The organism is Dermatobacter hominis (genome assembly GCF_020715685.1).
GTDB lineage: Bacteria > Actinomycetota > Acidimicrobiia > Acidimicrobiales > Microtrichaceae > Dermatobacter > Dermatobacter hominis.
On the sequence record NZ_CP085840.1, the window covers coordinates 3,152,707 to 3,166,672 of the forward strand.

A 13,966-nucleotide genomic window follows, 5' to 3' on the forward strand; every position below is an offset into this window, starting at 1 on the left:
GGCCCGGCGGGGCTGAGGTCCGGGCGGCGGGGGAAGATGGTGCACGTGCCCGAGGGCGACACCATCCACCGCACCGCGTCCCGGCTGCGCCCCGCGCTCGAGGGCCAGCCGCTGCTGCGCTTCGACGCCCCCCGCATGGCGGGCACGAGGCCGCGGGTCGGCGAGACCGTCGACACCGTCGAGGCGGTGGGCAAGCACCTGTTGATGCGGTTCTCGGGCGGCCTGACGCTCGAGACCCACATGCGGATGACGGGGTCGTGGCACCTGTACCGGAGCGGCGGCCCCGGCGGGCGGGGGGAGCGCTGGCGCAAGCCACCGCACCTGGTGCGGTGCCGGATCGACGTGCCCGGCTGGACCGCGGTGTGCTTCTCGGCGCCGGTCGTGCGGACGTTCCCGACCGCGGCGAGCGGTACGGCGGTCGACCCGATCGGCCACCTCGGGCCCGACCTCGCCGTGCCGATCGACGACGAGGTCGTCGCCGAGTGCGTGCGGCGGATGGACGCGTCGGAGCCCGACCGGGCGATCGGCGACGTGCTGCTCGACCAGCGGGTCGCCAACGGCGTCGGCAACGTCTATCGGTCCGAGGTCTGCTGGGCGTGCCGCGTCTCGCCCTTCCGCGCGGTGGCAGAGGTGCCCGAGGACCTGCGGGGCGAACTGGTGCGCACCGCCGCCCGCCTGCTCCGCGCCAACCTGACGACGAGCTCGCGCACCACCGTCCCCGGCGGCCTGGCCGTCTACGGCCGGCGGGGCCGGCCGTGCCGGCGCTGCGGCACCGCGGTGCGGTCGGACCACCGCAGCGAGCACGCCCGGGTCGTCTACTGGTGCCCCACCTGCCAGCGCACCTGACCGGTGCGCCCCACCGCCCGGCCCGGCCAACGAGCTCGGGGATGAGCGTTCGCTGAGCGACGCGTGGTCCCCGAGTTCGGCGGAAGGGCCTTCTCGGGGACGTCCCCGAGAAGTTGGCGAGCGGGGCCGGGGCCGTCGAGGGGCGCGCTGCGGGCTGACATGATGGCGCCGTGCCGGCGCTGCGCACCGAGATCACCGAGATCGTGACGGGCCTGGGTGCGCTCGGCGAGGACGATCCCGACGCGGTCCTCGTCGACCGGCCGCCGGCCGAGCTCCGCAACGTCGACTCGGCGACGTGGGCGAGGTTGGTGGCGGCGCACCGCGACGGCACCCACCGGGGCGAGGTCCTCGCCGCCTGGCACAACGGGCGGGCGCTGTTCCGGGCCGTCGACGGGCTGCGGGGCCGGCGGCCCGCCGTCGTGGAGTGGAAGGGCGGCCACCGCGACCCGGGCGACGAATCGGTGCCGGCCGACCTGCGGATCGACCACGTGTACCTCGTGAGCTGCAAGTACCTGTCGAAGGTGCTGCACAACGCGTCGCCCGCGACGGTGTTCGACCGGCTGCTCGCGGGCGCGCCGGGCCGGCGGTCCGAGGAGAACTGGTTCGACGCCGTCGCGGCCGCCGAGCACCAGCGGCTCTACCAGCTCGTGCGACGGACCTACGGCGACGGCCTGGACCTGCCCGACGGCGGCCCGCTGCCCGAGCAGGTGCGGTCGCTGACCGGCCCCCAGCGCGACGCGCTCCGCCGCCAGCTGCCCCGCGGATGGGGCGTCGACTGCGCGACCGCCTACCAGGACCTCGTGACCGCGGCGGCCGAGCGCTCGGCCGAGCGGTGGCGGGCCGTGCTCGCCGACGGCACCGGCCGCGAACGCCACCTGCTCTGGCGGATCCTCCGGCTGTCCTCCGCGCCGTACTTCGTGCTCGGCACCGGACCGGTGGCCTCGCTCCGCCTGCGGGTGGCGACGCCGTGGGACTGGAACCAGGCGTTCGAGCTGCGACGCTTCGAGGTGGTCGCCGAGCCCGGGGGCCAGGCCCGGGTGGGGTGGCGGGCGCTGGTGCGCTCGCGGGCCGCGGGCGAGGGGCCGGCCGGCGAGGAGGTCGAGGTCGCAGGCCACGTCGAGGTGCGGTGGAGCCACGGGCGCTTCGGCGGCCACCCCGAGGCGAAGGTGTACCTCGACACGCCGCACGGCCAGGTCCCCGGCTACTTCCCGCTCGCCTGACCGCGGCTCCGGCGGCGCGGCCTACGATCCGGGCCCATGCCCACGATCGAGCACATGAAGGACACCGTCGCGGCCTACACGACCGCACACTCGGCCGGCGATGTCGACGGCGTCGCCGCCCTGTTCTCCGAGGACGCGGTCGTCGCCGACCCGGTCGACCAGCCGGCCCACGAGGGCCGCGACGCGGTGCGGGCGTTCTTCGCCGGCACGCACGACATGCTCGACGCCATGGACCTGCACGCCACCGGGCCCGTCCGGGCGGTGGGCAACTGGGCGGCGGTCCCGCTCGAGGCGATCACCACGATGGGCGACCTGCGGATGGTCGTCGAGATCATCGACGTCTTCACGTTCGACGACGACGGCCTCATCTCGGACATGAAGGCGTACTGGACCGCCGCCGACATCCGCCCCTACGAGGGCTGACCGCCGGCGACCCCCTCTCCAGTTCTGTGATGCTCGATACGCCTGGATCGACGTATCGAGCATCACAGAACGGGTTCGGGGGGTGCTCGGGGGTCAGGCGCGGCCGAGGACGCGGTCGACCGCGATCTCGATCGCCACGCGGTCGTCACGCTCGCCGGGCCGGCGGTAGCGCGCCGCGTAGCCGGCCACGGCGAGCGCGACCCGCTCGGGGTCGTCGGTGGCCGAGGCCGTGCCCTCGAGCGTGAGCCAGCGGCCCCCGTCGACCTGGCTCACCGCGGCCCGCCCGCCCCGCCGGGCGTTGGCCACCTTGACCGACGAGGCGAAGGTGATGATGCGGACGAGCCGGGCGTCGGGGTCGTAGGAGAACCCGACCGGGACGACGTGGGGCGAGCCGTCGGCGCGCAGCGTCGTCAGCGACGCCAGGTGCCGTTCGGCCAGGAACGCCAGCGCGTCGGCGGTGAGGGCGTCGGGATCGTTGGGCACGCTGGGCTCCGGGGGCGATCGGTGCGGCGGCGGCGTCAGGTGGAGGCCACGGCCTCGAGGACGTTCAACCGCGACGCCCGCCACGACGGGAGGAGCGCCGCGACCACGCCGGCGAGCGCGGCGACGATCGTGATCGCCACCAGCTGGGCGATGGGGACCGCGTAGGTGATCAGTCCGGGGTTGTCGGCCCCGATCGCCACGGTCAGCGCGATGGAGAACAGGATCCCGATCACCAGCCCCATCAACGTGCCGAAGATCGCGATGATCGCCGCCTCGGTGCGCACGGTGCGCCGGACCTGGCGCCGCGTCATGCCCACGGCGCGGAGGAGGCCGAGCTCGCGCGTCCGTTCGAGCACCGAGAGCGACAGCGTGTTGGCGATCCCGATCAGGGCGATGATGATCGCCAGCCCGAGGAGGGCGTACACGATGGCCAGGAACGTGTCGATGGGCCCGGTCTGGGCCTCGATGAACTCCTGCAGGTCCTGCACCTCGACGGTGGGCGAGTCGGCGACGATCTCGTCGAGCTGCTGCTTCAACGTGCCGAGGTTCGCCCCGTCCTTCGCCGCGACGTAGATCTGCGCGTCCACGTTGAAGATCGGGAGCACGTTCTGCGAGAACGTCGTCATCGGCATCCAGATGTTGCCCTGTCCGATGTTCTTCTCGAAGATCACCGCGACCTCGAGCTCCTGGGTGCCCGTGGCGGCGAAGTAGAAGGGGATCTTGTCGCCGAGGTGCCAGCCGCGGTCCTCGGCGAACTTCTGGTTGACCGCGATCGTCCCGTCGGTCATGTCGTCGGGCGAGCCCTCGAGCTCGCCGGCGTCGATCACCTGGAACCACGAGTCGGGTTCGATACCGAGCGCGAAGTCGTCGTCGCCCGGCGGGGCGTCGTCGGCGACGCCGGTGACGCCGCTCGGGACCGTCGTGGTGGGCGCGCTCTCGGCGTTGGCCCTGGCCTGGTCGTCGAGCAGCCGGACGAACGAGAACCGGACGGGGCTGGAGAGCGCGACGTCGGGGAGCGCCGCGACCTTCCCCGCGGTGTCGGCGGGGATCGATCCGAGCGACGTGACCGACGAGGTGGCGACGATGAAGTCGGCATTCACGGACTGGCGGATCGTCTTGTCGCCCGTGGCCTTGATCGACGCGGCCACGATCGCGATCGTCACGACGAGCGTGACGCCGATCGTGAGCGCGGCGGCGGTCGCGGCCGTGCGCTTGGGGTTGCGGGCGGCGTTCTCGCCGGCGAGCCGCCCGGTGGTGCTCCGGCGCAAGGAGAACGGCTTGGCGAGGACCCGGCTGACCGGCGCCGCGATCAGCGGTCCGAGGATCACGGCGACCGAGACCAGGAACGCCACGGCGCCGCCGCCGACGAACACGAGCGGGTTCGGTCCGATGTCGGCGAGGCCGAGCCCGATGAGCAGCGCCCCGCCGACGGCGAGGATCGTGCCCCACACCCGCCGGGACACCGACAACCCGGAGCGGTCGAGCGACACCTCGCTGAGCGCGGCGATGGGGGGGATCTTGGACGAGCGCAGCGCGGGCACGAGCGCCGACAGCACCGTCACGCCGATGCCGACCACGAGCGAGGTGATCACCACGCCGGCCGTCAGGCCGGGGATGCCGCTGTCGACGGTGAAGAAGTTCTTGACCAGCGAGATCAGCCCGGCCGCGAGCAGCACGCCGAACAGCAGTCCGAGCACGGACGCGATCAGGCCGATGATCAGGGCCTCGAGCATCGTCGCCCACAGCACCTGGCGACGCCGTGCGCCGACGGCCCGCAGCAGCGCGGTCTCCCGCGTCCGCTGGGCGACGATGATCGAGAAGGTGTTGTAGATGATGAAGATCGAGACGAAGAGCGCGATGTAGCCGAACACGCTGACGAAGGTCCCGAGGAAGTCCACGAAGACCGCGATCGACTCGGCGCTCTCGTCGGTGAACGCCTCGCCGGTGAGCACCTGCTCGTTGGGCATCGCCGACGCCAGCCGGTCGGCGAGCTCCTGCTGCGTGACTCCCTCGTCGGCGCCGACCGCGACGAAGTTGAACCCGTCCTGGTTGACCAGGCGCATGGCGGTGGCGGTGGTGAAGAACATCGGCTTGGCGCCCGTGGCCGACGTGCCGTCCTCGCCGAGCCCGGCGATGCCGACCAGCGTGTAGTCCTCGGTGCCCGACTGCAGCGTGGCGAGCGTGACCTGGTCGCCCAGGCCGACGCCCAGCCCCTCGGCGGTCTTGAAGTCGAGGACGATCTCGTCGTCGCGCTCGGGCCCGCGCCCGGACGTGACCTTGCCGGGGCGCAGGGCGTCGTCGTCCACCCAGTTGTAGACGAGCGTCGGCGGCCCGAACCCGCTGTTGCCGTAGACCTTGCCGTCCTTGTCGACGAGCGACGGGCCGGTGGACTCGACGAAGCCGTCCGCCACCCGGACGCCGTCGACCTGGCGGGCCTGGTCGACGACCGACTCGGGGACGGTCTCCCGGATCGGCTGCCCGAACGGGGTCTCCTGCGTGCTGGGCGAGCGGACGACCGCGTCGATCCCCTCGTACACGTCGCCGATCAACGACTCCACGGAGTCGCGCAGCGTCGAGGACAGGAGCTGCGTGCCGGTGAGGAACGCGATGCCGAGGACGATGGCGATGCTGGTGGTGACCAGTCGCCGCTTGCGCGCGAGCAGGTCCTTGAGCGCGACCCGGAGCACGGGATCAGTCCCCGATCTGCTTCAGGAGGTCCAGCACGCCGGCTGCGGTCGGGTCGGACATCTCGGTGACGATGTGGCCGTCGGCCAGGAACACGACCCGGTCCGCGTAGGACGCGGCGTTGGCGTCGTGGGTGACCATCACGATCGTCTGGTGCAGGTCCGTGACCGCGTGGCGCATGAACTGCAGGATCTCGCCGCCGGCCCGGGAGTCGAGGTTGCCGGTCGGCTCGTCCGCGAAGACGATCTCGGGCTGGCTCGCCAGCGCGCGGGCGACGGCGACGCGCTGCTGCTGGCCGCCCGACAGCTCGCTCGGGCGGTGCGACAGGCGGCTGCGGAGCCCGACGGTGTCGATCACCTGGTTCATCCAGCTGTTGTCGGGCTTGCGGCCCGCGAGGTCCATCGGGAGCGTGATGTTCTCGGCCGCCGACAGCGTCGGGATGAGGTTGAACGCCTGGAAGACGAAGCCGATCTTGTCGCGCCGCAGCTCGGTGAGCTGGCCCTCGGAGAGGTCGTCGAGGTAGGTCTCGCCGATGAACACCCGGCCGGCGCTGAGGCGGTCGAGGCCGGCGAGGCAGTGCATCAGGGTCGACTTGCCGGAGCCCGAGGGGCCCATGATGGCGGTGAAGCGGCTGCGCTCGAAGCTGACGGTCACGCCGTCGAGCGCGCGCACCTCGGTGTCGCCCTCGCCGTAGATCTTGCGGGCGTCGATGGCGCCGGCGGCGGCGACGTCGGAGCCGGCGGGTGCGGGGCTGGCGGGTGCGGTGCTGGGGGGCATGGACACGGCGGGGACTCCCTCGCTGGTCGGTCGGGGCTGCGGTGGTCCGTCGGGCCAATGGCCCGGCGGGGCGCGGTCTCGTCGGACGGGTTCGGGGGTCAGACGGGTCGCACCGGCCGCGCTCATCGGGGCGCGGGTGCGGTCGACACTACCCGGACCGGATCAGCCGGCGACGGGCGCCCCGGCCACCATCCGCTGCCCGAGGGGGCCCAGGTGCGCGGCGAGCAGCCGCGTCCAGTGGTCCCGGACCTCGGGGCGGGCGCGGCAGGCGATGCGGAACAGGCGTCGGGCGTCCCGGCCCTGCTGCATGCGGGCGGCGGCCAGGCCGCCGAACGTCGCGTACCGGGCCAGCAGCTCGCCGTCGGGGATCGGCGTGCGGGCGAGGGCGTCGAGGCCCTGGAACGCGAGGTGCAGCTGCAGCTCGTCGTCGCTGCGGGGCCGGTCGACGCCGGTGCCGGGCTCGTCCTGGTCGTACCAGGACAGCAGCAGCTCGGGGCTGTGGATCACCACGGCGCCGTCGAGCACCGCCAGGTCGAGAGCGGCGCGCCCGAAGTGGCCGGCGAGCTCCGGCTCGGGTGGGCCGCCGTCCTCGGCGCGGTCCCGGGTGGGGGCGAGCTCGGGACCGATCAGCTCGACCGCGGCGCGCAGCCGGTCGGTCGACGTCGCGAAGGCCCCGGCCCTGAGGCAGGCGACCGGGCCGGCGCCGGGGTCGACGGGTCGGAACTCGGTGACTGTGCCGCGCCGGTCGTGCTGGCGCCCGCCGCAGCTGACGAACCCGGCGCCGGTGGCATCGGCGAGCCGGCCGATGCGGGCGAGCCAGGCCGAGTCCACCTCGGCGTCCGCGCTGATGATCGTGGCCCATCGGCCGCGGGCGGCGGCGAGCGCGTCGACGTAGGGCGACCGGCCGTGGTCGTCGCCCGCCTCGTCGGGCGGGACCTGTCGTGCCGCGGCGTCGACGATCGAGACGCGCTCGTCCGCGACGGCGCGGACGGCGTCGAGGGTCCGGTCGGCCGAGCCCACGTCGATGACGAGCAGCTCGAGGTCGGCGAAGGTCTGGGCCAGCACGCTGGCCACCGCCCGGCCGACGACGTCGGCGTCGTCGCGCACCGGCAGCACGACGCTGAACCGCGGCGACCCAGGCCGCGGACCGACGGCGACGGGGCGATCGGGCGAGGTCCGCACGGCTCCATGATGGGGCGGGCGGCCCCCGCGACCGCGGACCGTCACGGTCCGAGCCGCCTCAGCGGTGAGTCCTCCGTCCCCCGACCCTGGTTCGGGTTCGAGCGGCGTTCAGTCCGAGGAGCCCCGGGTGGTCAGCCCGAGGTGGCCGGGAGCATGCGGTAGACGCTGACCTCGCCGTCGGTCGCCAGCGGTTGCAGCTCGACGCGGTCGCGCAGCTGCGACAGCGTCCAGAGGTGGCCGTAGCGCGGCTGGAGGTCGATCCAGACCAGGCAGGTCGGCGTCGAGTCGAGGGTCGGCACGAGCTCCTCGAGGTCGTCGACGCGCTGGTCCGACTCGAGGCCCGTCCGGCGCGGGCTCCACTCGGGCTCCTCGACCGGGTACAGCGCATTCGGCAGGTTCGACACGACGTGGCAGTCGTCGGGGATGGCGTCGAGGGCCGGGTTGTCGCGCACCTGCTCGAACTCGTCAGCGCCGTAGTTGCCGTCGAAGTACGGGTTGCCGGCGGCGAACGCCACGATCGCGACCAGGCCGGCGGCGATGTTGGCCGCGGCCCAGATGCGTGCGGTGAGCAGGCCCCGTGCGGCCCAGCGACCGCCCTCGGCCGGCGCACCAGCGCCCGCCCCGTCGAGCACGCCGAGCCGGTCGACGAGGCGGAGGCCGCAGACCATGAGCGGCAGGTACGCCGGCTCGAGCAGGCGCAGGTCGAGCTGGTTCAGCGCCGTCGTCGAGCGGACGTACAGCATGTAGGCGAGGTAGCCGACGCCCATCATCAGGACGAGGCCGGTCGGGCCGCCGAGCAGGCGCAGCGAGCGGGCCACGACGCCCTCGCCCTCGCGCCGGGTGGCGAGCAGCAGCCGGATGCCGACGATCGTGGCGATCGCCAGCACGGCGAGGCCCACGAGCGCCCAGATCCGGTCGCGCCCGTTCGCCACGCCGGGCAGCAGGAACTTCCCGATCGTGACGACGATGTCGTACGCGTTGCCGAAGATCCCGCGGGCCGACGAGTAGCGCGGCCCGGTGAACGTGCCGTCGAGCGAGCGGTTGCGCAGCATCCACGCGAGCGGGGCGGCGAACGCCGCGACCGCGAAGCCCCCGGCCTCGAGCACGCGACGGCCCGGTCCGCGGCGACCGCCCTCGGGCGGCGGGACGAGCAGCAGCCACACCGCGGCGACCGGGATGAGGTAGAGCGCGGCGTAGCGGAGCGAGAAGCCCAGCCACACGAGGCCGGCGGCGGCGGCGAGCAGGCCCCACGACCGGCGCTCGCGGAAGTTCAGCAGGACGATGACCAGCCCGCCGACGAGGATCGAGAAGGCGTAGTCGGTCATCAGCAGGTGGCCGAAGCCGATCGCCGAGCTCCCGAGCGCGATCACGGCCGTGCCCAGCAGGACGAGGCGGTCGTCGTCGAGGCAGCGGCGCAGCAGGCGTTGGCCGACCAGCACGGCGACGAACGCCACGACGACGTTCAGCGCGATGGCGGCCCCGACGGTGTCGAGGGGCGTCACCTTGGCCACGAACGCCATCAGGGCGGGCCAGGTCGGCGGCCACACCGTGAGCGGGTGCTCCAGGAAGTACTGGAGGCCGTCGCCGGCCAGCAGCGAGTCGGCGGTGGCCCGGTAGCCGACGCCGTCGTCGCCGATGGCGATGCCGGACACGTTGGAGATGAGCACGGCGATGCTGCTCAGGGCCGCCAGGAGCAGCACCCAGCGGTCGGAGGGCCGGCGCTGCTCCACGTCGGTCCGTTGCTCGTCGGTGATCGTCACTCCGCCCCTGCCTGCCGTCTCCCGCTGCGCCCCCGGCAGCCGCACCAGTGTCCGACGATGGTCGCTGCGGCACAAGTCCCGGCTGTCCGGGTCGCCCGTATGCTGGGCGGATCATGGATTGCCCCAGCTGCGGTTCGCAGTGCGCGGCGGGGGCCCGGTTCTGCTGGTCGTGCGGGCAGCCCCTCCGGGCCCCGACCGAGGAGCGTCGGGTCGTCACGGTGCTCTTCGCCGACCTCGTGGGCTTCACCGCGCTCTCGGAGCACCTCGACCCGGAGCAGGTCAAGCGGCTGGTCGACCACGCGTTCGAGCGGCTGGTCCGCGACGTGACCGCCTTCGGCGGCCGGGTCGACAAGATCGTGGGCGACGCCATCGTCGCCCTGTTCGGCGCCCCGGTCGCCCACGAGGACGACGCCGAGCGCGCCGTGCGGGCCGCCCTCCGCATGCAGGAGACGCTCGCCACCTACGCGACCGAGAGCGGCGCCGGCATCCGCATGCGCATCGGCGTGAACACCGGCGAGGTGCTCGTCGGCGCCCTCCGGGCCGGCGGCGACTACACGGCCATGGGCGACGTGGTGAACACCGCGTCGCGGCTGCAGACCCTGGCCGAGCCGGGCGAGGTGCTGGTGGGCGAGGCGACTCAGCTCGCGACGCGGGCGGTCATCTCCTACGAGTCCCGAGGTGCGCTCGTCCCCCGTGGGCGCGAGCACCCGATCAACGTGTGGACGGCCCTCGCCGCCGTGCAGCCCCCGGGCTACCGCCCCCGCCAGCGCGAGACGCCGCTGATCGGGCGGGACCGGGAGATGGACTCGATCACCGACGCGCTGCGCGTCTCGGTCGGGCGCGGCCGCGGCCAGATGGTCCTGATCCTCGGCGAGGCCGGCGTCGGCAAGACCCGGCTCGCCAACGAGGTGGCCGACGTCGCCGCGCTCGAGCACGGGCTGACGCACTTCAGCGGCCGCTGCGTGCCCTACGGCGAGGCGAACCCGTGGTGGCCGGTGGCCGAGGCGCTGCGGGCCGGCTGCGGCGTGCGCCGGGACGACCCGCTCGAGGTGGCCCGGGAGCGGACCGCCACCGCGGTCGCCCGGGTCTGCACGCCGCCCACGCCGCTGCGCGCCGACCTCCTCGAGCACCTGGCGGAGCACGACCTCGCCGCGGCCGACCCCGAGGACGGCGGTGGTCCTCGGGACGTAGGCGCCGACGACGCGGACGGCGGCGACGAGGCGAGGGCGGCGGTCGTCAACGGGCTGCTGCACCTCATGGGCTACGACGGTCCGCTCCGCGGGCTCGACGGGCCGGCCGCCCGCACTGCGGCGACCGAGGCCCTGCTCACGTTCCTCGAGGCGTCGGTGCGCCAGGGGCCGATCATGATCCGGCTCGCGGACCTGCACTGGGCCGACCAGGCGGTGCTCGACCTGCTCGACGAGGTCTCGGTGCAGCTGGCGCGGCTGCCGTTCCTCTTCGTCGGCACCGCCCGTCGGGCGCTCCAGGACCGGTGGTCGCCGAGGATCGGCCGCTTCAACACGATGGTCATCAACCTCGACCCGCTCGACCGGGGGTCGTCCGCGCTGCTGCTCGACACGCTGGCGGGCGGCGACCTCGACCACCGCACCCGGGCGACGCTGCTCGACCGCTCGGGCGGCAACCCCTTCTACCTCGAGGAGCTGGTCACCCTCGTCGGCCAGCAGAGCGCCGACGGCGAGCCGGCCGAGGTGTCGTCCGGCGAGGCCCTGCCCGACACGCTGCGCGGGCTGGTGGCCGCCCGCATCGACGGCCTGACGGTCGAGGAGCAGCAGGTGCTCGAGGACGCCGCGGTGTGGGGCTCGTCGGGGCCGATCGAGGTGCTGCACCGGATCGCCGCGGCCATGCGCGACGTCGACGACGTCACCCCCGTCGTGCAGTCGATGGCCGACAAGGACGTGATGGTCTTCGACGGCGCCGACTGGTCGTTCCGCTCCGACCTGATCCGCGAGGTCGCCTACGCCCGGCTGACCAAGCACGAGCGGCTGGTGCGCCACCGCGGCATCGCCGAGTACATGGAGCGCAAGTCGAACGGTCACACGATCGACGACGGGACGACCGACACGATCGCCCGCCACTACGTGGTGGCGGCGCGGCTCGACCGGGACCTCGGCGGTCGCCCCGGTTCGACCGAGCGCATCGTCGAGCATGCGGTGCGGTGGGCGCTCGAGGCGGCCCGCCGGGCCGAGGACGACGGCGCGTGGCTGCTTGCCCGCCGCCTCTACACCCAGGCGCTCGACCTGCTCGACGAGGACGCCCTGGCCGACCGCTACCGCTGCCTCGTCGGCCGGGCCCGCGTCCGGGCCGAGGCGTGGGACGAGCAGGGATCCCGTCGCGACGCGGCCGAGGCGCTCGAGCTCGCCGACGCCCTCGGCGACCCCGGCCTCCGGGCCCACGCGCTGCTCCGCATGGCGACCGCCGCCGCCCGCTCGGGCGAGCTGACGCAGGCCGACGGCGAGCTGGCCGAGGCGATCGAGATCTTCGACGGCGTCGGCGACTCCCGCGGCCGGGCCGAGGCGCTCCGGCAGCGTGGCCTGGCCGAGCTGCTCCGTGGCGACTCGAGGGCCGCCGAGGAGCCGATCGCCGCCGCGCTCGACGCCTTCCGGGCGATCGGGGACCGCCGTGGTGAGGCGTGGTCGCTGCAGAACCTGGCGTGGATCGCCCTGTCGGACGGGCGCCTCGACGCGGCCGACTCCTTCATCGCTGCGTCGGAGCGGGCGTTCCGCGAGGTGGGCGATCCGGGTGGGCTGGCCTGGGCGCAGGGCCTGATGGCGTTCACGAGGCTGCAGCAGGGCGACCTCGACGCCGCGGCGTCGATCGCGGGTCGGATCCTGCGCGAGTGCGAGCGCCGGGGCGACCGCTTCGGCGAGGGGATGATGCTGACGGTGCAGGCGCACGTGGAGCTGTGGCGCGGCCACACCACGGCCGCCGCGACGTCGGCGAGCCAGGCCGTCGCCGCGTTCCGGACCTCGACCGAGCTGTCCTCGACCGTCGGGCCCGAGCAGGCGCTCGCCGTCGCGGGCCGGGCCGAGATCATGGCGGGCAACGTCGGCAAGGGTCGCCACCTGCTCGCCGAGGCGATCAGGTCGGGCCACGGCGGCAGCGGGATCGGCGAGTTCGCCATGGGCGTGGCGCTCGTGACCGGCGTGCAGATCGGCCGTCCCGAGCGGCTGCTCGACGTCACGGCCGAGCGCTGGATCGGCGCGGCCGGATCGGGCCGCTCCGCCGCGCAGGAGGCGGTGTTCGCCCTCGCGCTGGCCCAGGCCGGTCGGACCGACGAGGCCGTGCCCCTCGCCCGGACCGCCATGGAGGGGGAGCCCGACGGCGGCTACGTCCTGTCGTGCGGGGCGCTCGTGCTGGCCGCCGCCGGCCTGACCGACGAGGCCCGTGCCGCCGCCGACCGCGTGCTGGCGCTCGGGCGCACGACCTACCTCGACCGCATCTGGGCCCACATCGCGGTGGCGCTGGTCGAGCCCGGCCCCGACGGCGAGCAGGCGTTGGCCCGCGCCGAGGCGGAGCTTGGGCTGGGCGAGGACGTCGTGGCCGTGGCCGTGGTCGGGCTCGCCCGACTGGTGTGCCAGGCCCGGTCGGAGGGCCGGTTGGCCGACCTCGACGAGCTGCGGGTGGAGCGCTCCGACGTGGGTCGTGCGCTCGCCGACCTGGGGCTCTCCGACACCTGCTGGTCCGACCTCTTCGTCGCGGCGGCCGGCGCCGTCCCCGTCCCGTCCTGACCGGCCCAAGTGGTCGACGGGCCCGGCTCGCGGTCCCTGCCCCCGGACGCGGACGAGGCGGACCCGGTGGGTCCGCCTCGTCGATCGCGCGGTCCGGCGCAGCGTGCTGCGCCGATCGGGCTCAGCCCGGCTGCGGCACGTAGCGCAGGTAGGGCTTCTCGGCTCGCCAGCCGTCGGGGTAGGTCGCCTTGGCGTCCTCGTCGGAGACGGCGGGGACGATGATGACCTCCTCGCCCTCCTTCCAGTTGGCCGGCGTGGCGACCTTGTGGTTGGCGGTGAGCTGGAGCGAGTCGATGACCCGGAGGATCTCGTCGAAGTTGCGGCCGGTCGAGGCCGGGTAGGTCAGCGTGAGCTTGACCTTGTCGTCCGGGCCGATGATGAACACGGAGCGCACGGTCAGCGTGTCGTTCGCGTTCGGGTGGATCATGTCGTAGAGGTCGGCGACCTTGCGGTCCGGGTCGGCGAGCAGCGGGAAGTTCAGGGCGGCGCCCTGCGTCTCCTCGATGTCCTTGCTCCACTCGCCGTGCTCGGCGACGCCGTCGACGGACAGGCCGATGACCTTGACGTTGCGCTTGTCGAACTCGGGCTTCAGCTTGGCGACGGCGCCGAGCTCGGTGGTGCAGACCGGCGTGAAGTCCTTCGGGTGCGAGAACAGGACGGCCCAGCTGCCCTTCTTCCAGTCCAGGAAGTCGATCGTTCCCTCGGTGCTCTCGGCGGTGAAGTCGGGGGCGTCGTCGCCCAGTCGGATGGCCATCTGGATCTCCTCTGATCGCAGGTCGGTGTGCTGCTCGCAGCCCGTGTGCGGGGCGCCGGCGATCGGGTCGCCGCCTCGCAATACCCG

Annotated in this window: 10 protein-coding genes; 4 read left to right on the forward strand and 6 right to left on the reverse strand. The window is 73.8% G+C overall.

The window, feature by feature from the left end; all coding sequences use genetic code 11:
• Positions 1 to 45 precede the first annotated feature (45 nt).
• The 3 genes from LH044_RS14945 to LH044_RS14955 all read left to right on the forward strand — a co-directional run bounded on the left by LH044_RS14945 (position 46) and on the right by LH044_RS14955 (position 2,489).
• Positions 46 to 846: a DNA-formamidopyrimidine glycosylase family protein gene (locus LH044_RS14945; RefSeq protein WP_227756385.1), complete on the forward strand. Its 801-nt coding sequence runs from the start codon at positions 46 to 48 to the stop codon at positions 844 to 846.
• Between the two features lie 170 nt (positions 847 to 1,016).
• Entirely contained in the window at positions 1,017 to 2,066 is a 1,050-nt protein-coding gene (locus LH044_RS14950) for a hypothetical protein (protein ID WP_227756386.1), read from the forward strand.
• A gap of 36 nt (positions 2,067 to 2,102) precedes the next feature.
• Entirely contained in the window at positions 2,103 to 2,489 is a 387-nt protein-coding gene (locus tag LH044_RS14955) for a nuclear transport factor 2 family protein (RefSeq protein ID WP_227756387.1), read from the forward strand.
• A 93-nt stretch (positions 2,490 to 2,582) separates the two neighbouring features.
• Here the strand turns inward: LH044_RS14955 and LH044_RS14960 are convergent, their stop codons facing one another.
• The 5 genes from LH044_RS14960 to LH044_RS14980 form a co-directional block, all read right to left on the reverse strand.
• Positions 2,583 to 2,972: a pyridoxamine 5'-phosphate oxidase family protein gene (locus LH044_RS14960; RefSeq protein ID WP_227756388.1), complete on the reverse strand. Its 390-nt coding sequence runs from the start codon at positions 2,970 to 2,972 to the stop codon at positions 2,583 to 2,585.
• Between the two features lie 35 nt (positions 2,973 to 3,007).
• Positions 3,008 to 5,659: an ABC transporter permease gene (locus LH044_RS14965; protein WP_227756389.1), complete on the reverse strand. Its 2,652-nt coding sequence runs from the start codon at positions 5,657 to 5,659 to the stop codon at positions 3,008 to 3,010.
• A 4-nt stretch (positions 5,660 to 5,663) separates the two neighbouring features.
• A complete protein-coding gene (locus LH044_RS14970) occupies positions 5,664 to 6,434 on the reverse strand; it encodes an ABC transporter ATP-binding protein (RefSeq protein WP_227760112.1) in 771 nt (256 codons plus the stop codon).
• A 162-nt stretch (positions 6,435 to 6,596) separates the two neighbouring features.
• Positions 6,597 to 7,616 carry a glycosyltransferase family 2 protein gene (locus tag LH044_RS14975; RefSeq protein WP_227756390.1) on the reverse strand — a complete coding sequence of 340 codons (1,020 nt, stop codon included), beginning with the start codon at positions 7,614 to 7,616 and terminating at the stop codon, positions 6,597 to 6,599.
• Between the two features lie 131 nt (positions 7,617 to 7,747).
• Positions 7,748 to 9,376, reverse strand: a complete 1,629-nt coding sequence (locus LH044_RS14980) for a hypothetical protein (protein ID WP_227756391.1) — start codon at positions 9,374 to 9,376, stop codon at positions 7,748 to 7,750.
• Between the two features lie 113 nt (positions 9,377 to 9,489).
• On the opposite strand from LH044_RS14980, the gene LH044_RS14985 reads away from it, so the two are divergent.
• Positions 9,490 to 13,125, forward strand: a complete 3,636-nt coding sequence (locus LH044_RS14985) for an adenylate/guanylate cyclase domain-containing protein (protein WP_227756392.1) — start codon at positions 9,490 to 9,492, stop codon at positions 13,123 to 13,125.
• A gap of 121 nt (positions 13,126 to 13,246) precedes the next feature.
• On the opposite strand, the gene LH044_RS14990 is transcribed toward LH044_RS14985, so the two are convergent.
• The gene (locus tag LH044_RS14990) at positions 13,247 to 13,879 is read right to left on the reverse strand and encodes a peroxiredoxin (RefSeq protein WP_227756393.1); all 633 of its coding nucleotides are present in this window, start codon (positions 13,877 to 13,879) and stop codon (positions 13,247 to 13,249) included.
• Between the last annotated feature and the right edge of the window lie 87 nt (positions 13,880 to 13,966).